This window comes from Mycobacterium sp. SMC-13, assembly GCF_045311035.1.
GTDB lineage: Bacteria > Actinomycetota > Actinomycetes > Mycobacteriales > Mycobacteriaceae > Mycobacterium.
The window spans coordinates 146,676-168,679 of the sequence record NZ_JBJIAI010000002.1 but is presented as its reverse complement, the minus strand read 5'-3'; the positions used below and the strand labels follow the sequence as shown (position 1 = coordinate 168,679).

24 protein-coding genes, 1 tRNA gene and 2 pseudogenes are annotated in these 22,004 nt (G+C 65.9%); 16 read left to right on the top strand and 11 right to left on the bottom strand.

All coding sequences use genetic code 11. The features are described 5' to 3' along the window. The first annotated feature begins 41 nt into the window (after window positions 1-41). The 4 genes from ACJH6I_RS03960 to ACJH6I_RS03945 all read left to right on the top strand — a co-directional run bounded on the left by ACJH6I_RS03960 (window position 42) and on the right by ACJH6I_RS03945 (window position 3,244). Window positions 42-512: a nuclear transport factor 2 family protein gene (locus ACJH6I_RS03960; RefSeq protein ID WP_318986037.1), complete on the top strand. Its 471-nt coding sequence runs from the start codon at window positions 42-44 to the stop codon at window positions 510-512. A 209-nt stretch (window positions 513-721) separates the two neighbouring features. After that, entirely contained in the window at window positions 722-1,744 is a 1,023-nt protein-coding gene (locus tag ACJH6I_RS03955) for a linear amide C-N hydrolase (RefSeq protein ID WP_318986038.1), read from the top strand. A gap of 55 nt (window positions 1,745-1,799) precedes the next feature. After that, window positions 1,800-2,417 carry a hypothetical protein gene (locus tag ACJH6I_RS03950; protein WP_318986039.1) on the top strand — a complete coding sequence of 206 codons (618 nt, stop codon included), beginning with the start codon at window positions 1,800-1,802 and terminating at the stop codon, window positions 2,415-2,417. Window positions 2,418-2,497: 80 nt separating this feature from the next. Beyond that, entirely contained in the window at window positions 2,498-3,244 is a 747-nt protein-coding gene (locus ACJH6I_RS03945) for an alpha/beta fold hydrolase (RefSeq protein ID WP_318986040.1), read from the top strand. A 19-nt stretch (window positions 3,245-3,263) separates the two neighbouring features. Here ACJH6I_RS03945 and ACJH6I_RS03940 read toward each other — a convergent pair whose 3' ends face one another. Next, the gene (locus tag ACJH6I_RS03940) at window positions 3,264-4,700 is read right to left on the bottom strand and encodes a DUF4185 domain-containing protein (protein ID WP_406783803.1); all 1,437 of its coding nucleotides are present in this window, start codon (window positions 4,698-4,700) and stop codon (window positions 3,264-3,266) included. Window positions 4,701-4,927: 227 nt separating this feature from the next. On the opposite strand from ACJH6I_RS03940, the gene ACJH6I_RS03935 reads away from it, so the two are divergent. Continuing rightward, the gene (locus ACJH6I_RS03935; RefSeq protein ID WP_318986042.1) at window positions 4,928-5,551 is read left to right on the top strand and encodes a TIGR03085 family metal-binding protein; all 624 of its coding nucleotides are present in this window, start codon (window positions 4,928-4,930) and stop codon (window positions 5,549-5,551) included. Between the two features lie 69 nt (window positions 5,552-5,620). Here ACJH6I_RS03935 and ACJH6I_RS03930 read toward each other — a convergent pair whose 3' ends face one another. Next, window positions 5,621-5,953, bottom strand: coding sequence for a hemophore-related protein (locus ACJH6I_RS03930; protein WP_020102663.1), 333 nt, complete (start codon window positions 5,951-5,953; stop codon window positions 5,621-5,623). Window positions 5,954-6,192: 239 nt separating this feature from the next. Between ACJH6I_RS03930 and ACJH6I_RS03925 the strand changes: the two genes are divergently transcribed. Both ACJH6I_RS03925 and ACJH6I_RS03920 read left to right on the top strand, forming a co-directional pair. Next, complete coding sequence (locus ACJH6I_RS03925; protein WP_318986043.1) at window positions 6,193-6,801, top strand: GNAT family N-acetyltransferase; 609 nt, start codon at window positions 6,193-6,195, stop codon at window positions 6,799-6,801. A gap of 28 nt (window positions 6,802-6,829) precedes the next feature. Beyond that, window positions 6,830-7,522 carry a YceI family protein gene (locus ACJH6I_RS03920; protein ID WP_318986044.1) on the top strand — a complete coding sequence of 231 codons (693 nt, stop codon included), beginning with the start codon at window positions 6,830-6,832 and terminating at the stop codon, window positions 7,520-7,522. On the opposite strand, the gene mbtN is transcribed toward ACJH6I_RS03920, so the two are convergent. The 6 genes and pseudogenes from mbtN to crcB (ACJH6I_RS03890) form a co-directional block, all read right to left on the bottom strand. Next, a complete protein-coding gene (mbtN, locus tag ACJH6I_RS03915) occupies window positions 7,512-8,681 on the bottom strand; it encodes a mycobactin biosynthesis acyl-ACP dehydrogenase MbtN (protein ID WP_318986045.1) in 1,170 nt (389 codons plus the stop codon). The two genes, ACJH6I_RS03920 and mbtN, sit on opposite strands and share 11 nt — an antisense overlap. Beyond that, window positions 8,678-10,255: a long-chain-fatty acid--ACP ligase MbtM gene (mbtM, locus tag ACJH6I_RS03910; RefSeq protein ID WP_318986046.1), complete on the bottom strand. Its 1,578-nt coding sequence runs from the start codon at window positions 10,253-10,255 to the stop codon at window positions 8,678-8,680. Before mbtM ends, mbtN begins: the two co-directional genes overlap by 4 nt. After that, window positions 10,252-10,518: pseudogene (locus ACJH6I_RS03905) on the bottom strand (acyl carrier protein); the annotation flags it as partial. The pseudogene ACJH6I_RS03905 and the gene mbtM, both read right to left, overlap by 4 nt. A 41-nt stretch (window positions 10,519-10,559) precedes the next feature. After that, window positions 10,560-11,651 (bottom strand): DUF190 domain-containing protein, encoded by a 1,092-nt coding sequence (locus ACJH6I_RS03900; protein WP_318986047.1) that lies wholly within the window; start codon window positions 11,649-11,651, stop codon window positions 10,560-10,562. Beyond that, the gene (gene crcB / locus ACJH6I_RS03895) at window positions 11,648-12,013 is read right to left on the bottom strand and encodes a fluoride efflux transporter CrcB (RefSeq protein ID WP_318986048.1); all 366 of its coding nucleotides are present in this window, start codon (window positions 12,011-12,013) and stop codon (window positions 11,648-11,650) included. Before crcB (ACJH6I_RS03895) ends, ACJH6I_RS03900 begins: the two co-directional genes overlap by 4 nt. Continuing rightward, window positions 12,010-12,408: a fluoride efflux transporter CrcB gene (gene crcB, locus ACJH6I_RS03890; RefSeq protein WP_226518952.1), complete on the bottom strand. Its 399-nt coding sequence runs from the start codon at window positions 12,406-12,408 to the stop codon at window positions 12,010-12,012. Before crcB (ACJH6I_RS03890) ends, crcB (ACJH6I_RS03895) begins: the two co-directional genes overlap by 4 nt. A 70-nt stretch (window positions 12,409-12,478) precedes the next feature. Here crcB (ACJH6I_RS03890) and pgm point away from each other — a divergent pair, with 70 nt between their 5' ends. From pgm to ACJH6I_RS03870, 4 genes and pseudogenes are all read left to right on the top strand, one after another. Beyond that, complete coding sequence (pgm, locus tag ACJH6I_RS03885; RefSeq protein ID WP_318986049.1) at window positions 12,479-14,113, top strand: phosphoglucomutase (alpha-D-glucose-1,6-bisphosphate-dependent); 1,635 nt, start codon at window positions 12,479-12,481, stop codon at window positions 14,111-14,113. Next, window positions 14,110-15,368 (top strand): annotated as a pseudogene (locus ACJH6I_RS03880) (MFS transporter); the annotation flags it as partial. The gene pgm and the pseudogene ACJH6I_RS03880, both read left to right, overlap by 4 nt. Before the next feature lie 60 nt (window positions 15,369-15,428). Beyond that, a tRNA-Ala gene (locus ACJH6I_RS03875) sits at window positions 15,429-15,501 on the top strand. A gap of 68 nt (window positions 15,502-15,569) precedes the next feature. Next, window positions 15,570-16,754 (top strand): tyrosine-type recombinase/integrase, encoded by a 1,185-nt coding sequence (locus ACJH6I_RS03870; protein WP_406783802.1) that lies wholly within the window; start codon window positions 15,570-15,572, stop codon window positions 16,752-16,754. Here the strand turns inward: ACJH6I_RS03870 and ACJH6I_RS03865 are convergent. The 3 genes from ACJH6I_RS03865 to ACJH6I_RS03855 form a co-directional block, all read right to left on the bottom strand. Further along, on the bottom strand, window positions 16,751-17,425 hold the full coding sequence (locus tag ACJH6I_RS03865; RefSeq protein ID WP_406783801.1) for a DUF732 domain-containing protein: 675 nt from the start codon (window positions 17,423-17,425) through the stop codon (window positions 16,751-16,753). The genes ACJH6I_RS03870 and ACJH6I_RS03865 overlap by 4 nt on opposite strands. Next, window positions 17,374-17,724 (bottom strand): DUF2510 domain-containing protein, encoded by a 351-nt coding sequence (locus tag ACJH6I_RS03860; RefSeq protein WP_406783800.1) that lies wholly within the window; start codon window positions 17,722-17,724, stop codon window positions 17,374-17,376. Before ACJH6I_RS03860 ends, ACJH6I_RS03865 begins: the two co-directional genes overlap by 52 nt. Window positions 17,725-18,077: 353 nt before the next feature. After that, the gene (locus ACJH6I_RS03855) at window positions 18,078-18,554 is read right to left on the bottom strand and encodes a helix-turn-helix domain-containing protein (protein WP_406783799.1); all 477 of its coding nucleotides are present in this window, start codon (window positions 18,552-18,554) and stop codon (window positions 18,078-18,080) included. 532 nt (window positions 18,555-19,086) lie between these two features. Between ACJH6I_RS03855 and ACJH6I_RS03850 the strand changes: the two genes are divergently transcribed. Genes ACJH6I_RS03850 through ACJH6I_RS03830 form a run of 5 tightly spaced genes read left to right on the top strand, consistent with a single transcriptional unit; the run spans window position 19,087 to window position 21,968 of the window. Further along, on the top strand, window positions 19,087-19,320 hold the full coding sequence (locus tag ACJH6I_RS03850; RefSeq protein ID WP_406783798.1) for a hypothetical protein: 234 nt from the start codon (window positions 19,087-19,089) through the stop codon (window positions 19,318-19,320). Then, the gene (locus tag ACJH6I_RS03845) at window positions 19,317-20,099 is read left to right on the top strand and encodes a phage antirepressor (protein WP_406783797.1); all 783 of its coding nucleotides are present in this window, start codon (window positions 19,317-19,319) and stop codon (window positions 20,097-20,099) included. Before ACJH6I_RS03850 ends, ACJH6I_RS03845 begins: the two co-directional genes overlap by 4 nt. Beyond that, window positions 20,096-20,602, top strand: a complete 507-nt coding sequence (locus ACJH6I_RS03840) for a hypothetical protein (RefSeq protein WP_406783796.1) — start codon at window positions 20,096-20,098, stop codon at window positions 20,600-20,602. Before ACJH6I_RS03845 ends, ACJH6I_RS03840 begins: the two co-directional genes overlap by 4 nt. After that, window positions 20,599-21,849: a hypothetical protein gene (locus ACJH6I_RS03835; RefSeq protein ID WP_406783795.1), complete on the top strand. Its 1,251-nt coding sequence runs from the start codon at window positions 20,599-20,601 to the stop codon at window positions 21,847-21,849. Before ACJH6I_RS03840 ends, ACJH6I_RS03835 begins: the two co-directional genes overlap by 4 nt. Next, window positions 21,846-21,968: a hypothetical protein gene (locus tag ACJH6I_RS03830; RefSeq protein ID WP_406783794.1), complete on the top strand. Its 123-nt coding sequence runs from the start codon at window positions 21,846-21,848 to the stop codon at window positions 21,966-21,968. Before ACJH6I_RS03835 ends, ACJH6I_RS03830 begins: the two co-directional genes overlap by 4 nt. Window positions 21,969-22,004 lie beyond the last annotated feature (36 nt).

The window sequence follows — 22,004 nt, the reverse complement described above, 5'->3', positions numbered from 1 at the left end:
TTTCCGTGACAGAAACTGAAACACGTTCTAGTCTCTGGGGCATGGGTAACCTGGAGGCGATCGCTGACATTCAACGACTCAAGTACCGGTACTTCCGGTCCTTGGACCTCAAGGAGTGGGACACCTTCGGGGACTGCCTCACGGCAGATGTGGTCACCCGCTATGGCACACACGCGATGGGTGAGCCGGTGCACTACGAGGGACGCGACGCCGTCGTCGACTTCATGCGGACGAACCTCGACAATGGCATCGTCACGACCCATATCGCCAGCCACCCCGAGATCGACCTCGACTCCGACACCACGGCGCACGGGTCGTGGGTGTTCGAGGACACCGTGATCGTGCCGGGGCACGCGATGATCCGCGGCTCGGGCTACTACTCGGATACCTACCGCAAGGACGAGGACGGTGTGTGGCGGATCGCCGGCACCGGGTACCAGCGCATCTACGAGGCGCTCACGTCGCTGGAAGATATGCCGAGTTTCAAGCTGCTGGCGAACCGCTGGGCCTAGTGCTCGCGCGTCGCGGCGCTCAGTTCGTCACCACGTTCAGCACGAAGTTGGCGTCGGTCTGATTGGGCACCTCGGGCGGCACTTGCGCGGTGCCGTCGCCGCGGGCCTTGCTGTACTTGCCGCTGCCTCCGAGCATCCCACGCGCGGCGGGCAATTGATAGCAAACGATTCAGCGGTCGCCGCACGCGGGCAAAGTTAGGCTTGCTCCGGTGTGCACTCGAGTCATCTGGCCTGACGCAGGCGATGCGGTCCTGGTCGGCCGCAACATGGACTTCCACCGCGACCTCATGACCAACCTGTGGAAGCAGCCGCGCGGCGTGAGCCGTGACGACGGCGTCACCGGCAAGCTCACCTGGACCTCGAAGTTCGGCAGTGTGATCGCGACCGCCTTCGACATCATCTCGGTGGACGGCATCAACGAAGCTGGACTGGCCGGGCACGTGCTGTGGCTGGCCGAATCCACCTACGGCACACCGGATGACACCCGGACCCAGTTGAGCCAGGCGATCTGGCTGCAGTACTTCCTCGACAACTTCGCGACCGTGGCCGAGGCCGTCGCGTGGATCGACGAGACCGACGTGCAGGTCGTCCAACTGGACGACCCCACTGGTGGCGACCCGCCCACGATTCATCTGGCACTCGACGACGCCACCGGCGACTCGGCGATCATCGAATACCTCGACGGCCGGCCGAAGGTCTACCACAGCAAGGATTTTCGGGTGATGACGAACTCGCCCACCTTTGATCAGCAGCTCGAGCTGGTGAAGAAATTCGAGGGCCTGGGCGGTTCGGAGCCGCTGCCGGGTTCCACGTTGGCGTCCGACCGATTCGCGCGCGCCACCTACTACGCCGGCCGGCTGCCCACGCCGTCCGGTCAGGTCGAAGCGATCGCGAGCATGTTCTCGGTGATCCGCAACGCCGCCCAACCCTTCCGGATACCGGATCCGGGCAAGCCCGATGCGTCGCAGACCATCTGGCAGGTGGTCATGGACCTCACCAACCGGCGCTACGTCTACGAATCCACCACGCGTCCCAACATCGTGTGGGTCGACCTGGCGGACCTCGACTTCAGTGCGGGCAGCCCGCAGCTCAAACTCGATCTGATCGGCGACCTCGCCGTCGAGGGCGGCATCGCGGGGAACGTCGGCAGCAAGTTCAAGGACGTAGGGCCCATGACCTTCCTGTCGTTGCCGCTACTGCGCGAACTCGAGAAGGCGAACACGGCGGATTGACCGGCACGTCCGCTATTGCCATGACGTGCCGTTGACGCTCTGACACGCTGTCCGGATGGACCTCGTGTGGGGTGTCGTCGCGCTGACCGTCGCGACGTTCACGGTGCTGCTGGCCGCGCGCCGCGTTGTGATGGCCGTCAGCGGACTGGTGTTCGCGCGCTATGTCGCGGTCGGCGGGCTGGCGGCGTTCACCGTGCACCGCGACGCCGTGGCCGATGACACCTACCGCGTGCGGTTCGAGGTCGGTGGGCCCGCGGTGTTTCACAACGTGACGGTGCAGCTGTTCGGTAGGCCCGAAGGCGCGGCACCACCACCACCGGCGTTGCGCCACACCATGATTGCCGGTGACGATCCGATCGATTGGACCTTTCGGCTTCCCGACGCTGCGGCCGCGCAGACGTGGGTGGTTGTCACCTGGGTCCGGCCGTACCTGCAGGGCGTCGAATCCGAGGCCCTCGCGCACTGGCTGCAGGCCGGCCGGCTGTACGAATGGCGTTGGTACTCAGAGACGAACCGCTACGTGCGGACGGTCCTGCGATTCGTCGCTCGACGGTGGTCCGTGGGCGGGGAGTCGTTGCGCGAGTTACCGCTGTACGGGCGGTGGCGGCGCACCTCGTCGAACAACAGCGCCGATCTGTTGGGCCCGGCGGCCACCGCGCCACCGAGAACGTAGACATCACGGCAACTGCTCGAGTACCGACGCCATTCACGAATTCGTGGCGACGACGATCACGCCAGTGCCAGGATGGCCTCATGACCGTCGTTCTGGTGCATGGCAACCCGGAGACCGATGCGATCTGGGGACCGTTGGTCGATGCGCTCGGTCGCGACGACGTGGTGCGCTTGTCGCCACCGGGATTCGGTGCCCCGCTGCCCGCCGACTTCCCGGCGACCTACCTCGCGTACCGGGACTGGCTCGAGGCCGAGCTGGACACCATCGGGGAGCCGGTCGACCTCGTCGGCCACGACTGGGGCGGCGGCCACGTCCTGACTGCCGTCATGCACCGGCCCGAACTCGTCCGCAGTTGGGTGACAGACGTAGTCGGGATACTCGACCCGGACTACGTCTGGCACGACCTGGCCCAGGTGTGGCAGACGCCGGGGGAGGGCGAGCAGCTGGTCGAGACGATGCTCGGCGGGAGCGTCGAGGACCGTGCCTCCCAGATGGTCGCCCTGGGTATGCCGCTGGATGTCGCGACGGCCCTCGCCGCCGCGCAGGGCCCGGAGATGGGCCGGGCGATCCTGGCGCTGTACCGCTCGGCGCGCCAACCCGCGATGGCGGAGGCCGGGCGTCACATCGAGACGTTGCGGGCCAGGCCGGGCCTTGCGCTGCTGGCCACCGATGACCCGTACATCGGTTCCGACGAAATCCGTTACCGCGCAGCCGAACGTGCGGGCGCACGTACCACGGTGCTCGACGGGCTCGGGCACTGGTGGATGTTGCAGGATCCGGCGCGCGGCGCGGCCGCGCTCACCGAATTCTGGGCCACGCTCGACTGAACGCCGAAACCCAACCGGCTCAGGGCAGTACGGTGTGCAGCAGCATCACGTTGTACGCCGACCACAGCGACAGCGTGAAGTACAGGTCCCGACCGGTGGACCACGGGTGCAGATACGGCGCGTAGACCCCACCCGGGAACTGCTGCGAAGACACCACCAATTGCTCTGGGCCCCAGGGCCCTTGCGGTGTCGGGGCGGTACGGATCACCACGTCGGACAGGTTGTTGCAGTACATCACGAGGTACTGCTTGAGATAGGTGTTGTACTGCACCGACATCTCACCGACCGGGCCGGGAATGATCGGCGAGGCCGCAGCGGGGTTGTTGGGCACCCAGGACTGGCTCTCGTTGTTCCAGTACTCGTACTTGCTCATGTCCGGCAACAGGTTCTGCGGCACCCGGGACACGTAGGCGTTTCCGACTCGGCCAGAAGGGGTTCCGTAGGAATAGATGTAGCCGTCGCTGCCCTTCAGGAAGGCGCCCTGCTGGAAGTTCTCGTTCCCCGGCAGGTACGCCACGCGCGACACACTGTCGGGCGCCATCGGCCGGACGCTGCTGGGGTACACACCCCAGTTCTGGCCGTTGTCGTTGGAGACGGCGATCGCCGAGTAGTTCGTCGTCCACGCGCCGGCGCTGTCCCAGTTCTTGATCGACATGAAGCTGGCGTATTGCGTCTTGCCCACGGAGACGCCGGAAGTCGGGATGATGCCCTTCTCGACCGGCGCCCACCGGATGGTCGGGATGGTCTGCTTGGCCAGATTCGGCTGCCACTCGGGTGAGCCCGAATAGGGGTTGGTCACCGAGCCGGGTGGGATGTGGATGCCGTGCGACAACGTGCGGTCGTTGGTGCGGAACATGGTGTTGTAGCGCCATTGCTGATTCGGGGTGGCGCAGTAGCCGTAGGTGTCCCCGAACATCATCAGCACCTGGTTGTTCACCGGGTCGCCGTTGTCCCACATGATGCCGAGGTCGGTGCCGGAGATGCCGAACCGCTGCAGGGTGTCGCCACCCGCGCTCTGGTCGCCGGTCACCCAGCCCACCAACGACGTGGTGCCCGCGTCGATGGCGGGCGCCGGCTCCGCTCCGGGCTGAGGTTGCGCCGCGGCGGGGGCGGGTTGTGCCGCGCGCGGTTGGACCGGCGGCTGCGGCACGCGGGGCTTGCCGGGCAGTACGCCGGCCTGCTGTTGCACGGTGCCCTGGGTGAAGGCGCTGAGCAGCGACCGGGACAACTTGCCCAGGGTCGGCAGCGGGGCCTTGTCGTTCGCGTTGCTCGGTCGGTGGCCGCCCGATGGCGGCCGCATGACGCCGCTCGAGGGCACGCCGTTCGGCGGCAGGACGCCCGCATTCGGGCCGGTGCACGGTTCGGCGGCTGCGCGCGGCGGCGCGATGCCGACTGCTCCACCGAGAACGACGGCAGCCGTCAAAGCCACCGATGCAATGCGAGGACGCGGCGACACGGTCACACCTTTCGGATGGCAGGCGGCGCTCGGACGCCAGCGAGGGGCTGTTGTGACCATAGTTAGCAATGAGGCTGTTGAGGCCCCCGCTGTGCGGATGGGTACCCATCTGTAACCACGTCGCGATCGTTCACCTGGCGTTTGCCTGGCGAAGGTGACCCGCGTCGCAGCCTGAACGCAGCGCTGGTGCCGCGCCGCCTGGGCACCGGCCGACCTAGACTCCAGCCATGACTGTCGCCCAACGGGAACGCGCCGCACTCGTCGAATCGCTCCGCGAGCACGGCCCCGATGCACCCACATTGTGCGAGGGCTGGACCGCTCGTGATCTGGCCGCGCACCTGGTGGTACGGGAACGTCGGCTCGACGCTGCGCCCGGAATTCTGGTGCCGCAACTGGCCGGCTACACCGAACGAGTACAGGCGCAGGTGGCCGCATCCACCGACTGGGAGAAGCTGGTCGACATGATTGCGGCGGGCCCGCCGCTGTACTCGCCGTTCAAGCTGCTCGACCCGTTCGTCAACGTGGCCGAGATGTTCATTCACAACGAGGACGTGCGCCGGGCCCAGCCGACGTGGGAGCCGCGGGAGCTCGACGACCGGCTGGTGTCCGCGTTGGCGGGGCAGGTCGCGACCATGGCGCGCATGGGGATCAAGAACGCCCCGGCGCGGATCGTGCTGGTGACACCGGACGGTCGCCGCCTGGCCGCGGCCGGCCGCGGCGCCGAGGTGACGGTGACCGGCGCGCCCGGCGAGCTGCTGCTCTTCGCGGCAGGCCGCGGCCCGGCTCAGGTGGCCTTCACCGGACCTGACGACGCCGTCGCCGCGGTCCGGGGTTCGAACCGCGGATTCTGACGTTCAGCGTCCAGAAAGCACAACGCGGCTCGATCCCGAAGGATCGAGCCGCGTCGAGTTGGCTTCTGCTCAGAAGTTGTTGCAGGTGTTGGCCACGTTCAGCACCAGGTCGGTGTACTGAGCGGCACCCGGGGTGTTGTACGCCCGCGTGATCAGGGCCTTGCGCTGCTGCGGACCGGAGGCGATCAGCTGGTGCAGGTAACCGACGCCGATCGGGTTCGCCTGCAGCTCGGCGGCCGCACCCGGGTCGAGGGCGGTCAGAGCGGCGATCACCTGCGGGTAGGTGCAGGTCGAGTACATGATCGGGGTGGGGTCCGGCTGAGCGGTGGCGACTGCGCCGCTGGCCATGACAGCGACCAGTGCCGAGCCCGCGCCGACCATCATCCGAGTGGTGAAAGACATTGTGTATTCCCCTCCCGCACCAGCTAACCGATGCGACCAAAGTGATTGATGACTACGTTAGCAGTTCTATCGACCGTCTGTGGCTGAGCGTTACAGCGTCCGAACAAGCAGTCCGCACGGGTTCTGGATGTGTCGGCGGCCGTAGCGGTGACGTCCGGTGGGCAGGTAATCGACCAGGTGCCGACACCCTGATGTAGGCAAACCTAACCTAAACAAAATCGGGTAGGCTCCCCGCTGAAATGACCGAGATTGATCAGGGGCCGGTGCTACCGCGCGAGTTGACCTCACTGTCCGCTGAAGTGCGAGCGGTGGGCGCACCACCCGTGCCGCGGCTGGCAAGCCCGTGGGCGGTGCGCCTTGTCGACGCCGATGCCGACGCCGAGATGCTGTCCGAATGGATGAACCGGCCGCATCTGGCGGAGGCCTGGGAGTACGACCGACCGCCCGAGTGGTGGCGGCGGCACCTGCAGGCGCAACTCGACGGTGAGTACTCGCGGCCGCTACTGGTCAGCTACCAGGACAAGGCCATGGGCTACCTGGAGCTGTATTGGGCCGCCAAGGATTCCATCGCGCCTCGATACGATGCCGATCCCTACGATCTGGGGCTGCACGCCGCGATCGCGGACGAGCGCTTCGTCAATCGTGGGCTGGGACCGCTGTTGATGCCCCAGGTGTTGGCGAGTCTGTTCGAACTGGTGCCGTCGTGCCGTCGGGTGATGTTCGATCCCGACCATCGCAACACCGGCGCGCGACGGCTCGTCGAGCATGGCGGCGCCGAATTCCTCGGCGAACATGACATGGCCAACCGCAGGATGGCGCTGTACGCGTTGGCGCGCCCATCCAGCTGACGCCGAACCCGCCCTGTATATAGAGGGAGTGGCAAAAAGGCTTCTGCTGTTGCTGGCAGTGCTCGCCGTTGTGGGGGTGTGCGCGGGACCGTGGTTCTACCGAACCCAGATGGAAGGCGCACCGGCGCCGGCCCTGAGCCTGCCGTCCACGCACCGTCCGGCCAGCACGAACCTCGACGGTAAATGGATCGTTGCCGCGGGCCCCGACGACGAGGCCAACCGTTCCCAGGCGGGTTACCGCGCCCGGCAACAACTGCTGTGGGAAACCGTGACCGTGACCGGACGGACCAACTCGGTCAGGGGTGACGCCACGGTTACCGGTGGCACGCTGCAGGCGGCGAGCTTCGTCGTCGACGTGGCAACCATGCAGTCGCCGCACCGCGGCCGCGACGACAGGTTCCGCGGCACCGACGTGATGGATGCCGCCAAGTTCCCGACGGCCAAACTCGCGGTCCTCGATCCGGTCGATCTGTCGTCGGTCTCCGGCGACGGCATGCCCACGACAATGGAGGTTTCGGCGCAGCTGACGCTCAAGGGCGTCGCCCGCCAGGTCGCGGTACGGCTGGATGTGCAGCGGTCGGGCAACGGGGTTGTGGCCGTGGGCCAAATCCCCGTCACCTTCGCCGACTACGGCATCGTCCCGCCGGCGCCACCGGTGGGACTGCTCGCCGTCGATCCCATCGTCACCATCGAGTTCCTGGTGAATCTGGTCAAGCGATGAACGGTGACGACGTCACCGCGTCGTATCCCTCGTAGTCGGGCCGCATTCCCGCCGCCACGAGCTCCCAGAGCACCTCGTCGGTGCCGCCGCCGACCCGGGCGAGCTTCATGTCGCGCCACCACCGGCCCAACGGTGTCTCGTCCACCAGATATCCGGCCCCGCCGAAGATGTGCATGCATTCGTCGACGACCTCGACACCGAGCCTCGCCGCGGTGACCTTGATGGCCGCGGCCGCACGCAGATCCATGCGCCCCTGCGCGGCCAGGCCCGCCAGGCCGTAGCGCAGCAGATCGACCCGCGCGTGCAGGTCGGCCAGTCGCATCCGCAATGCTTGATGCTCGTACAAGGTATGGCCGAACTGGCGCCGTTTCATCATGCGGGCCAACGTGATTCCGATGATCCTGCGGCAGTTGGCCTCGATCTGACCGGCGACGGAAAGCCGCTCCTGCGCCAGTCCCCAGGAGATGGCGGCCAGGCCGGTACCCGCCCGCGCCACCAAAGCGTCGGCCGGCACCCAGGTGTCGATGTGGACCGCCGCGGTATCGAGGGGCCCGGCGCCCACCTTGCGATAGGGCGTGCGTACCTCGACCTGCGCCGTCGGCACGGAGATCACGACGACGCTGCCGTGGCGGCTCTCCGGATCATGGTCGACGCTCCGGGCGACCACCATGATGTGATCGGCGATGGGCGACAGCGACACGAACTTCTTGGTGCCGCGGACCTCGAAACCGCCACGCGCGGAGACGACTTCGGTCTCGACGATCTGCAGATCGGAACCTCCGGACTCTTCCGACGCGCCGATGCACAATACGGCATCGCCCCGGATGGCCTGCTCGGTGATATCGCGCAGATAGTCGGACTTGCCGAACCTGCGCAGGATGGCGATGGCCGAGTCGTGCAGGCTCACCCCGACGCCGATTCCCGCGGATCCGAGCTTGCCCAACTCCCCGGCGAGGGCGAACACTTTTGCCACGTCCGGATGTTGGCTATCGCCCCACTTGGCGGCGAAAACCTCTGACCGGCCCAGGTATTCGATGAGCTTGCGCGGAAAGCGGTCGGTTTCTTCGGCTTCCGCGGTCCAGTCGCGGACCCGGTCGTCGAAGACCTCGCCCAGCAGTTCGCGATAGGCCTCGATGGTGCACGACTCGACCGTGGTCATGATCCCACCGTTTCCAGGGTGCGTCGGACCTCGAGGCGACGGAGTTTCCCCGACGAGGTTCGCGGCAGGGCGCCCGGTTTGAGGAACACCACGTCTGCCGGCACGATGCCGCACTCGGAGGCGACCAGGGACACCACTTGGCTGCGGGCGGTCGACTCGTCGTCGCCCTTGAACTCCGCGGCGATCACCAAACCCTGTCGGGCGCCGGAGCCTTCGGTGCCCACCGCCACGACGGCGCCCTCGCGCACGCCGTCGGCGCGGGCGGCCACCTGCTCGACCTCGGTGGGGAAGATGTTGCGTCCGGCCACGGTGATGAGTTCTTTGCGCCGGCCGCACACCACCAGGCCGTCGGCGGTGAAGTAGCCGAGATCGCCCGTGGCGAACCATTCTTCGCGATCGATGCGGTCCTGTCCGAGATAGCCCGCCATCATCGAGGTGCCGCGCACCTGTACTTCGCCCACTTCGCGTCCGGTGAGCTCGTGGGGCACGTCGGTGGGGGCAATGCGGACTTCCATGCCGTCGATGGGCCGGCCGAGCACCGCGTACCTGCGCACCGCGGTGTCGCCGTCGATCGACACGGTGACATCGTCGCACCGCAGTCCGCCACCCGGGGCGGGAACGGTTACCGCACAGGTTGATTCGGCGAGCCCGTACGACGGGCACAGGGCGTTCGCGTCGAAGCCGAACTTGGCCATCTCGGTCGCGAACCGATCGGTGCCGTAGCAGTCGACGGGTTCGCCGCCGTTGAGAGCGAATCTCAGTGCGCCCAGGTCGACATCGGTGACCAGGCGGGCGTACTTGCCGAGCAGCCCGAACGCCATGTTGGGCGCCGCGGTCATGGTTGCCTTGCTCTCGGTCAACCACTTGAGCCAGTTGAACGGCGACGCGGAGAACGCGGTGGTCGGCGCCTGCCACAGCTCGCCGCCGCCGAGTGTCATGGTGAGCATGAACGCCAGGCCCATGTCGTGGTAGATCGGCAGCCACGAATGTCCACGATCGGCGTCGGTGACATTGATCCGCGCGACCAGTCCACGCAGGTTCGCCAACGCCGCGTCCGCGGGGATCTGCGCCGTGCGGGGCGTGCCGGTCGATCCCGCCGTGCCCTGCAGGATGCCGAAGTCGGCGGTGCGAGAAGGTACGAAGGTTGTCGAACGACGTTCGTGGGCAACGGCATTGACGTCGTGCAGTTCCACATCGGTGGCGCCCGTGCGCAACAGGTCGAGATGCTTGCCGTGGCTCAGCACTGTGCCGATGCCGATACCGGCGAACCTGTTCAGGGTGGTGGCGGCCCAGGTGGCCGTGTCGGCGCCGCGTACCGGCCCGGGCAGGATGGACACTGCGGCGCCGGCGAAGATCGCGCCGTAGATGGCTGCCAGGAATTCCGCCGTGGGCTCGCCGACCAGCCCGATGCGGCTTTGTCCGTCGATGTGTGCGGCGACGTTCTCGGCCCGGGCGTGCACCTCCTGCCAGGGATGCCGTTGCCAGTCACCGGTTTTCGGATCGAGCGTCACCAGGTCGCGCGTGGACCGCGTCATCACCGCGGACAGGGCGGAGGCGAGGCTGGAGGCGCTCATGAGCGTTGGGCGGTAGGGAGTTTCGCGGCGATCGCGTCTTCGAGGTCGCCGACGGTTTCGCTGCTGAGCAGGTCTTCCTCGGACAGTGCGACGCCGAAGCGGTCTTCGATTGCGACCATGCCCACGGCGAATGCCACCGAGTCCAAACCGACATCGTTGATGAGCCGTGATTCGCGGGTGACGCGTTTGATGTCCACGCCCATGTCGTCCCGCATGATCTTGGCCAAGCCACTGCTTACCGATTCAGTTGTCTCCATGTCGAGGGACCGTAGTCGACCGAAGGTGTTTAGGCTAGGCTTACCTTCTAAGTGGGGAAGTGGCCCAGACTGGTACCGCCGTCCCGGTTTCCGTTGTCGATGGAGACCAACGCCGGCACGCGTTCGCAGGTGACCACTCCGTGCTCGGCGGTCACTTCATCGATGAGATCGAAAGCGGTAGAGATGTTTTCCGGAGTATCGACCACGATGGTCGTGACGGGAACCTGACGGCCGAGCTGAAACAATCTGTCGCCATGCGGCTTGCGTCGGTCATGGAAGCCCCAGATACCGCGCAGGACGGTGACGCCGCGGCTGGCCTCGATGCCGCGCAGGCGGCGCACGATCTCGCGGTGCACCGGCTCGCCGCCGTGCAGCGTGTCCTCGGTGGTGTACACCATGAGCTTCTGCCACAGCGGAGTTCCGGCGGCGTCGTACGCCGGAAGCGCACCCGGGCGGGCCAGTAGCGCCCCCGCCTGCTTGCAGAGCTCGGCCCGCTCGACCGTCACCAACGGGTCGGGCAGCAGCCGCTCCAGCTCCGGCAGGACCGCGGCGGCGCGGTCGCCGTCGCCGACCGCGATGATCATGACAAGAACGTCCAGGTTGCGGTTCAGGAAGCGGGCGCGCTCACGGCGGCCACGGACCGTGCCGTCGACTCCGAGAAAGACCGAGGCGCAGGCGAATCCGTTCCGGTGGAGCAGGTCGCACACCGCGATGTGGGCCGGCCGGCCAGCGATCCGGTGCTGGCGGCCGACATAGACGGTGAGCTTGGTGTGGTGGGGCGAGCGAAGCGACGGGAATGAGCTCGCGCCGGACTTTGCGGTGGTGAGCAGGCGAGCGCGTTCGAGCGTGACCAGTCCGCGCGTCGTCAGTTCCGCTGTTTGCTCGGCCAGTGCGGCGATCTTGTCGGCGGTGTCCACCGCGGCGATGGCGACCGGCAGGTCCTCGGACTGACTCAAGGTCTGGTCGGTGCGCAGCTGGTGCCGCGGCCCGAATCCCGCGATGCCGCGCAGCACCACGCTGGTGGCGACGTTCTCGGCGGCGTACAGGTCGAGCAGCTCCTCGGCCAGGAACCGGCCGGAAATACGTTGCCGCTCACCGAAATACGTCGTGAGTTTCAGGTAGTCCGCAGCTTCGCTCACAGCAGGCCACCCATCCAGATTCCCAGCGCCGCGGCGGCCAGGCCCAGCACCACGCTCGCCACGATGTTGGCCAGGGCGAACCAGACCTGTCGCTCCTCGCCGAGGCGCTGGGTTTCCAGCATCCACGTCGAGAACGTCGTGTAGGCGCCGACGAACGCGGTGCCGGCCAGCAGTGCGACATTGGGACTCAACGCCAGGCCACCGAAGAAGCCGAGCAGCCAGGCGCCACTGAGGTTCACCACGAAGGTGCCGAACGGGAAACTGCTGCTCTTGCGTTTCGACACCGCGCGGTCCACGAGGAACCGCGACACGGCTCCCACGCCACCGATCAGCGCGACGCCCAGCCAGATGACCGCCGTCATGCCCGCACCCGAACCCGTCGCACCAGGACCGTGGCCAGGTACACCGCGGCCAGTCCGGCGACGATGCTGGCCACCGTGTAGCCCGCGGCCAGTCCGTAGGCGCCGTGCTGGAGCATCCGCACCGTCTCGACCTGCATGGTGCTGAATGTGGTCAGGCCACCGCACACGCCCGTGCCGAGCAGGGGGCGCTGGTAACTCGACACCGGCAACCGCTCCAGCAGCCGGGTGGTGAAGTAGCCGAGCAGGAAAGCGCCGACGATGTTGACGACGAACGTCGGCCAGGGCCAGTGCGCGGGATGGGGTGCAGCGAAGACGGCGAGTGCGGCGCGCGCGACGGTGCCGATGGCGCCCCCGACGAAGACGGCGGCCAATTCTCGGTTGTCGTGGCCGAACATAGGGCAAAAGTATGGTGGCCGAACGCCGACCGGTGCACACCGGGGGAGAAGCGGTAGCAGAATCGAGGCCATGACGGCCAACCCGCGCGCCGGCCAACCGGCCCAGCCAGATGACCTGATCGACGTGGCCCACGTGGTCACCGCCTACTACACCGTGGCGCCCGATCCTGAGAACGTCGACCAGCAGGTGGTCTTCGGTACGTCGGGCCACCGCGGTTCGAGCCTGGACGCGGCGTTCAACGAGCCGCACATCCTGGCCACCACACAGGCGATCGTCGAGTATCGCGCCGCGCAGGGCATCACCGGACCGTTGTTCATCGGACGTGACACGCACGCCCTGTCCGAGCCGGCCTGGGTCACGGCGCTCGAGGTGCTGGCCGGCAACGAGGTCGTCGCGATGATCGACGCGGCCGACCGCTACACGCCGACGCCGGCGGTCAGTCACGCGATCCTGACCTTCAACCGCGGCCGTGAAGGCGACCTCGCCGACGGCATCGTCGTCACCCCGTCGCACAACCCGCCGCGCGACGGTGGCTTCAAATACAACCCGCCCAACGGCGGTCCGGCAGACACCGATGCCACGAGTGTGATTGCCAAGCGCGCCAACGAGATTCTGCGCGACGGGCTGCGCGACGTGAAGCGGATACCGCTGGCCCGTGCGCTGGGCTCCACGGAGCGGCACGACTACCTCAATGCCTATGTCGAGGACCTGCCGAATGTGGTCGACCTGCACGCCATTCGCACCGAGGGCGTGCGCATCGGCGCGGACCCGCTCGGTGGCGCGAGCGTCGACTACTGGGCTGCCATCGCCGAGCGGCATCAGTTGGACCTCACGGTCGTGAACCCTCTGGTCGACGCGACGTGGCGGTTCATGACGCTCGACACCGACGGCAAGATCCGGATGGACTGCAGCTCGCCGAACGCCATGGCGTCACTGATCGCGAATCGGGACCGCTACCAGATCGCCACCGGCAACGACGCGGACTCCGACCGGCACGGCATCGTCACGCCCGACGGGGGCCTGCTCAACCCGAACCACTATCTCGCCGTGGCCATCGACTACCTCTACACGCATCGAGCGGGGTGGCCGGGTTCCACCGCGGTCGGCAAGACCGCGGTCAGCTCGTCGATCATCGACCGGGTGGTCGCCGGACTGGGGCGAAAGCTCGTGGAGGTGCCGGTCGGCTTCAAGTGGTTCGTCGACGGATTGCTCAGCGGCACAATCGGATTCGGCGGCGAGGAGAGTGCCGGGGCGTCGTTCCTGCGCACGGACGGGACCGTCTGGACCACCGACAAGGACGGCATCATCCTGGCGCTGCTGGCCTCGGAGATCCTGGCGGTCACCGGTAAGTCGCCGTCGCAGCGCTACGCCGAGCTGACGGAAAAGTACGGTGCTCCGACCTACGCTCGCATCGACGCGCCGGCCAGCCGCGAACAGAAGGCCCGCTTGGCGAAGCTGTCGGCCGAGCAGGTCACCGCGACCGAGTTGGCGGGCGAGCCGATCGTCGCCAAGCTGACCACTGCGCCGGGCAACGGCGCGCCGCTGGGCGGGCTCAAGGTGACCACCGAGAACGCCTGGTTCGCCGCGCGGCCCTCGGGGACCGAGGACGTCTACAAGATCTACGCCGAGTCGTTCAAGGGTCCGGAGCATCTGGCGCAGGTTCAGGCCGCGGCGCGGGAAGTGGTGAATACAGTCATAGCGTGAGCGCTGTCACGGAGGGCGACTGTCCGACCCCGACCCGACTGCCGGCCGAGATCTGGGTGCTGGCCGGCGCCAACATCGTCATCGCACTCGGCTACGGCGTGGTGGCCCCGGTACTGCCGGCGTACGCCCGCAATTTCGGTGTCAGTATCAGCGCGGCGACCTTCGTCATCACCGCGTTCGCCGCGATGCGGCTGATCTTCGCGCCGCCCAGCGGCCTGTTGGTGCAGAAGCTCGGTGAGCGGCGCGTCTATCTCACCGGCCTGCTGATCGTCGCGTTGTCGACGCTGGCCTGCGCGTTTGCGGAGACCTACTGGCAGCTGTTGGTGTTCCGATCCCTCGGTGGTGCGGGCTCGGCGATGTTCACGGTGTCGTCGCTGGCGCTGATGATCCGGCTGTCGCCGTTCGACGCCCGTGGCCGGGTGGCCGGGTTGTTCTCGAGCGCATTCATGATCGGTGGCGTGGCCGGGCCGGTGGTCGGCAGCCTGACTGCGGGGCTGGGTCTGTCCGTACCGTTCGCCATCTACGGCATGGCGCTTGTGGTCGCCGCGGTCGTCGTGTTCGTCAGCCTGCGGAACTCGACGCTGGCCGCTCGCGACGAGGAGGTGATCGGGCCGACGGTGTCGGTGCGAACCGTGCTGCGTAACCGTGCCTATCAGGCCGCCCTGCTGTCGAACCTGGCGGCCGGATGGGCGGCGCTGGGCCTGCGGGTGGCGCTGGTGCCGCTGTTCGTCGTCGATGTGCTGCACCGCAGCGCGGGCATGGCCGGCCTGGTGCTGGCGATGTTCGCGATCGGCAACGTCTGTGCCGTGATTCCCAGCGGGCACTTGTCCGACCGGGTGGGCCGCCGCAAATTGATGATCGTCGGCTTGACGGTGTCGGCCGCCTCGACGGCGCTGCTCGGCTGGACCACGTCGCTGCCGGTGTTCCTCGTGATCGCGTTCGTGACGGGTGCGGCGAGTGGCGTCTTCGTCTCGCCACAGCAGGCGGCTGTCGCGGACATCATCGGCAACCGGGCGCGCGGCGGCACCGCCGTGGCGACCTTTCAGATGATGTCGGACCTCGGCACGATCGTCGGCTCCCTGGCCGCCGGACAGATCGCCCAGCACGTGTCGTTCACCGCCGCCTTCGGCGTCGGCGGGGTGATCCTGCTGGCGGCTGCGGTGTGTTGGTCGCTGGCCCCGGAAACGCGTCATTCCGGTGACGAAGAGGAGACCCCGATCTGTCCACTGGGCCACGAGCCGGTGGAAGGGTCCCTCTGACCAGCCGTTTTGTCGACCGTGGTGCCAGTGGTGTAGCTTCATCAGGCACCACTTAAGGGGCTATGGCGCAGCTGGTAGCGCACCACACTGGCAGTGTGGGGGTCAGGGGTTCGAGTCCCCTTAGCTCCACCGATTGACCTGGGAAAACGCACGGGATTATCGCCCGTCATCAACCCTAGTCATCACGGACCGGGTTTATGCTGGTCACATGGACTCACACACTTGGGGTAAGTCATCGGGAAACCGCGATGGCCTGGGTTAAACAGAGAGCCAAGACTGACGGCACCCCCTATTGGTGCGTCTTCTTCCGCGAGCTCGACCACGGAACCGGCAAGACCCGCCAAGCCTCCCTGTCCTGGGACAACCCCGCCGACGCCGAACAAGCACGGCAACTCATCGACCAGCTCGGCCCCGAGAAAGCCCGCGAAATCCTCAAGATCGTGCAGGCGCCGGCACGTGCGCAGACACTCGCCGAATACCTCACCCAGCACATCCGCGAACTGACCGGCATCAAACCCGGCACCGCCGCCCGGTACAAGGCGTACATCAACAATGACCTGGCCGGCATCGGTGACATTCCATTGACCGCACTCACACGCAGTGACTTCGCCGCGTGGGTGGTCAGGCTCAGCGAGAAGAACGGCCCCAAGACCGTCAAAAACAAGCGCGATTTCGTTTCCGGAGCACTCAACACGGCCGTCAAGGCCGGCGCGATCAAAACCAACCCCGCCGAAGATGTGAAAAGTCCCCGGTGGGTGCGCGCCGAGATGGTATTCCTTACCCGCGATGAATTTCAGACGCTTCTCTCCGAGGTGCCGCCGTACTGGAAGCCGCTGGTGCAGTTCCTCGTCGCGTCCGGCTGCCGCTGGTCTGAGGCCACGGCATTGACTCCTGCCGACATTGACCTTGACGCGCGGACGGTGCGCGTCACCAAGGCGTGGGAGACCGGGGCTGGCGGTTACACCCTCGGGACACCCAAAACGGTCAGGAGCGTGCGCACTATCAACGTTCCCGCCGCGACACTCGACCTCCTGGACCTGTCGGGGGAGTGGGTGTTCACCAACAGTGGGCGCGGCAAGGGGCAGTTCGCCGACGGCATGATCCGCGACGACCCTGGACCGGTGCGGATCCACTCATTCCGTCCGAATGTGTGGGTGCCCGCGATTGATCGCGCCAAGAAATCCGGCCTCCGAAAAAGGCCGCGCGTTCACGACCTGCGGCACACCTGCGCATCTTGGTTGATCCAAGCCGGTCGGCCACTCCCTGCCGTCCAGGCGCACATGGGGCATGAGTCGATTCAGACCACCTCGGATGTGTACGGGCATCTGGACCGGTCGAGTGGGCAGGGCAACGCCGATGCCATCGACGCGATGCTGGCCTAGGGGCAGACGGGATATATCCGCATCGCTGTCGACACAAACTGGTTTGCCTTGGCGATGTCTGCGTCCGTCCATGGCGGCGGCGCCGCGTCGGAAAGCATGTGCTGTACCACTGCGGTCTTGGTCGCGCCCTGCTGGAGTGCGCCGCACACCTGGTGCGCCCGCAGGGTCATCACGGCTGGGTTGGACACAATCCAGCCTTGTTCCTGCATCGCGGATATGAATTCAGGGTCGGCCGCCACGGGGGTTCCGACAGGCACCTGCGAGGGTTTGGCTTCCTGCGTGACCGTGCTTGGCGGGGCCTGCACGATGACGGTGGTCACGGTCGGTGCAGCAAGGGTGGGCGCCACGGGCGGGGTGACTTGAGCCGTACTTGGAGCGGCCACCGGTGTTGGGTCCGCGTGCTTGAGGTGGCCGCCGATTAGGACGGCACCGACGCCCAATCCGGCTGTCGCGATAATGGCGGCCGCAATCAGCCCCACTCGCACCGGTGATGCCGATTCTGGGTAGTCGAGCGTCGGCAGCTCCTCGCTGTACGCGAGCTGCGGGCCGGTCTCGGGTATGACCACACCCAACTCTGTTGCGCCGCACTGCGTCAGCGCCTCGTGGTCGACTGGCTCGGTCATTTCGAGGCCGCGTTGATGATCTCGATGATGATTGCGAACGGTATCCATACGCCGCACGTCAGGAAGATCAGGACGATGTGCAGGAGGATTCGGCCGCCGTCACCGCCGCCGGTCCGGATGTTGTTGTACACGACGGCCGTCGCTTGGGGTGTGACGGCGGATCGGTGTTCAGTCCACTGCCAGCCGTCCCAGTAGCGCAGGATGCCAGGGGATTGCGGGTCGGGATGCCAGCCAGCGGGCGGTCCCGACTGGACGTAGGGCACGACCTGCTCGTAGTTGGCCGGTTGGAACACTTGTGGGTAGGTTTCTGCGGCTGGTGGCCGAGCATCCCCCTGGCTGCTGGACATGGGGCTGATCCTAATTGTCGCCAGGGTCACTGGCTGGTGGTTTCCCGAAGGTGGTTCGGTTGAACGTTCTGGTGGGTTTGTTCAGCGATGTAGCTACCTGGATAACGATTGCATAACGGCTGGGCAAACGCTGGCAATATAACCGACTGGTACGTAAATTACCGGGCAGGCCGGGGAGCCTTCATAACTCTGAAAACCGTAGGAACGCAATGGATTCCGCATGCCCGCATACCGCCATTTGGCACCTTCGTTGAACCTCAGCGCGGATGGACCCTCCAGACCTCGACCAGCTACGAAACGATGTAGCGCTCCGCTTTGAGCAACACCCACACATGCAGTGGTCGGCAGCGTTCCTACGCGTCCTTCGAGATGTCTTCGACTTGGAGTTTGGGCCTCCCCATGTCGACGGCGGCCCCGAGTCTGGCGGACGCAGATTGACCCTCGTCCGCTAGCTCGTCGGGGTTCTTCTCGTGCGGCGGCGCTTTGCTCGATGCAGCCTGTTCCTTCGCAGCTTCCAGTGCATTTCGTAGTCCTTTCATCCGTAATCCAATCGCCTCCAGTAGCTCACTGTCGGTGAAGTCGTCCACCCCTCGGTGAATCTCAATTGCCTGCCCCGCGTCGTCGGCGCTGAGGATGCCTGCCGCGACTAGCGCTTCTACCGCCGGGCGGCCGTAGGCTCGGGCGAATGCGATGACGTGCGGGGCCTCCGGCTTGTTGGTGCCGTTCTTCCACCGTGAGAACGCGGTCTCGCTGATGCCGGTGTCGGCAGCCATCTTCTTTTGCACCTCGGTCTTCGCGATGCGGACCACGTACTCCCACCAGATCGACATGTGCACATCGTATTGCGCCCACGCAATCATGCGACCCGACAAACGGTAGTTGCGTCTACGCAAGAGTCCTGTTGAGCAAGTTACAACCCTGTGTTTCTGCACTGCACAGGCGCAATTCTTGCCTGTTATCAAATCGTTACCAATAGTGATTGCGTTAGCGCTATCGCGGGCGTAGCGTCAATCGCGTTACCGCAAGGCAGCAGGCCAGGGGCACAACTAAGGAGGTGAGTGGTGTTGGCAACTCTCGAAGTCAATCGGCCAGGACTAGCCAAAATCCGCCGTCTCGCTGGCATCGAGCACGACCACCAGTTCGCGAGTCGCATTCACGTCGATGCGACAACCGTCTCTCGAGTCCTAACCGGCAAGAGCGCTCCCGGACCGAAATTCATCGCCGGATGCATCGAGGCGTTCGGAGCTGACTGCTTCACAGACCTATTCGTCGTCATCCCGAGCGACGACGAGAACCCAGCCGCATAAGAAAGGCCCGCCGGATCAGGGCGGGCCTACCGACAACCCGAGTTAGGAGCTCGAGATGCCAGACACCAAGGATACCGCGACGGTGGTGCTCACCACCAAGGAGCGGCACCTCATCACCCGGCTGCTGCTGGCTGATTGCCCGACCGAGGCGCAGATCGAGGTCGCCAAGAGCGGCAACAACGCCGAATACCTGGCCTACCTGGAGGGCGACTACCAACTGCACACCAGCCTGATCGCCAAGTTGGACGAGGCGTACCTCGCATCGGTGCGTGAGGCGGTTGCCCGATGAGAGCCAGCACTGAGCTTGAGCGCGCCGACGCGGCCGACGACGTGATGTCGTTCGCGTTCGACGGGCATGTCATCCGGGCCATCCTGGTCGACGGCGAGCCGTGGTTCGTGGCTGGCGACATCGCCCGCGCACTGGGCTACCGCGACGCGCACAACATGGGCCGTCGACTCGCGGCCGACGAGAAGGGTACTCACTCAGTGAGTACCCCTGGCGGAACTCAAGTAGTCGCCATTGTCAGTGAGCCAGGACTGTACGTCGCCATCCTGGGAAGCCAGGTCGAGGGCGCACAGAAGTTCAAGCGCTGGGTCACGCGCGAGGTACTGCCCGCGATCCGCCACACGGGAAGCTATGGCCGGTACCCCGCCGCGCCCGCATCGGCCGCACTGCCGTCCAAGCGTGAGCTTGCCCAGTGGGTGATCGAAGCTGAGGACCGCGCTGACCGAGCAGAGGCAAAGGTTGCGGAGCTTGAGCCTAAGGCCGAGTTCTACGACGAGCTGATGGAAGCCGATGGCACGTACTCGTTCCTGGCGGCATCGAAGATGCTCGGCTGGGGCCGCACGACGATGATGTCCCAGCTCCGTCGACTGGGAGTGCTGCAGGGCAACAACCTGCCCTATCAGCGGTACGCGCATCACTTCAAGGTGACGCCGGGAACGTACACGAATCGCAAGACCGGCGAGACGGTTCCGACTGCGACGACGACGGTCCGGCCGGCTGGTATCGACTTCCTGCGTAAGAAGCTCACTCGCTCAGCCGAATTGGTCGAGGTGAATTCATGAGCACTGAAGCAGAGTCGGTCTCGGAACCCAGTGTTGGCACTCAGTTGCGTGCGTTGGTTCGCCAGGTGATTGCGGACCATCCGGGCGCATCGGTCCGTGAACTCGCGGAGTATGTCGAGAAGCTGACGCCGAAGGAATTGGTCACCGACTTCTACGTCGAGGTCTTGTCTTGCTTTGTTGCTGATGTTCTGCGCGGTGATCGCAATCGCGCGCTCGATGGCGTCACGAATCCGACAGGCAAGAATAAGTCGCCGAAGTTGGAGCAGCGCCGCAAGTGGTGGGCTGATCTGCTCGCTTCCCGCGTTGCTGTCGCTGGCAAGTCGATGAGACTGGGCGATTGCACTGTTGACGACCTGCAACTGTGCATCGACGAACGCCGCGCCCACATCGCGCACGTTGAGGGTCAAATCCTGAACTACCAGAAGCTCATTCAGCTGATGACGAAGAACGGCGCGCGTCATGTCGCCGACCTCCCGGAGCAGTCCGCCTGGGGTGAATCATGACCACCAAAGACAACCGGACGCCCATAGTTGCCCCGCAGCCCACAGGACAAACGGCGTCCGGACAAAACTCGCAGCCGACCACAACCGCAACGGAGCCCATCCAGCCTTCGTCGGCTGCACCCAACCTCCCCGGCGGCCAAGTCACTACCGAAACCCATGGTGGTTGTGTCGCCGGGGACCAGACCACCAGCACCGACCATCTGACATTCGACTCCCAGGAGTTCGACGTCGGCGCTGGTTCCAACTTCCCCACCAGCCAACGTAGCAGCGAGCCCCAGGATGGAATCGCTGGCGGGGATCAGCCACCCGGACGCCATTTGAGCATCGAACCCCATGTTGCAGTCGCGTCCGGGCCAGACTTCACCAACACCCAACCTCGTAGCGATACCCAATGGGCCTGCGGTGTTGGTGACCAAACTCCCCAGGGCGACCAGCCACGATCCGAGACCCAACCTCTGTGTGTCGCCCTGGGACCAATCCTCGCGTCACCACTTCTCGGCATGGCAGCCGACGTTGTGGACGACCTCGAACGCGTGCGGATCGCGAACGAAAACCGTTACCGCACACTGACAGCCGCAGACGAGCATGGACACGGACTGTCACCCGACAACCCTGACGTAGCGCGACTATCGGCCATCGTGGATGCACTCACTGATGCCGAGAGGCAGGCCGTGAAGAACCTTCAAAAGGTGATGAAGGCGCACGCACTCGGGCCGTTCGTCAAAGCTCAAGCCGGGGTTGGGGAGAAGCAAGCCGCCCGACTCCTGGCTGTCATTCGAGACCCGTACTGGAACGACCTTCACGACCGGCCGCGCACCGTGTCCGAACTGTGGGCGTACTGCGGGTTCCATGTTCTCCACCCCGCCGGCCACACGCACGGCGATACCCAAGGAGTAGGCGCTGGCGGGGTGGCACCCAAACGTCAACGCGGACAAAAAGCCAACTGGTCAGAAGACGCTCGCAAACGCGTCTGGCTGATCGCCGCAAGCTGCGTCAAACAACCAGCCGAACGCAGCCGCTACCGACGCGTATACGACGCCACCCGCGCCAAATATGCCGACGCGGTCCACGCCGGCGAATGCGTCCGCTGCGGCCCCAAAGGCAAACCAGCACAACCCGGCTCACCGCTCTCACTCGGACACCAGCACGCACGGGGGCTCCGCGCCGTCGCCAAGGAAGTCCTGCGCGACCTCTGGATCGAAGCCAAACGACTGCATGCCGAATCCGCAGAGGAGATAGCCGCATGAACCACATCATCGAGGCAATCTCCCTGCCGCTGTTCATGTTCGCCATGTGCGTGCTCGGCGTGCTGTCCAGTATCCGTACCGAGAAGGGCCGCAATAAGTCTGGGAGGTTCCGGCCATGACGCAACACTTTTCGCCGCCTCCGAAGCTGCGGCACT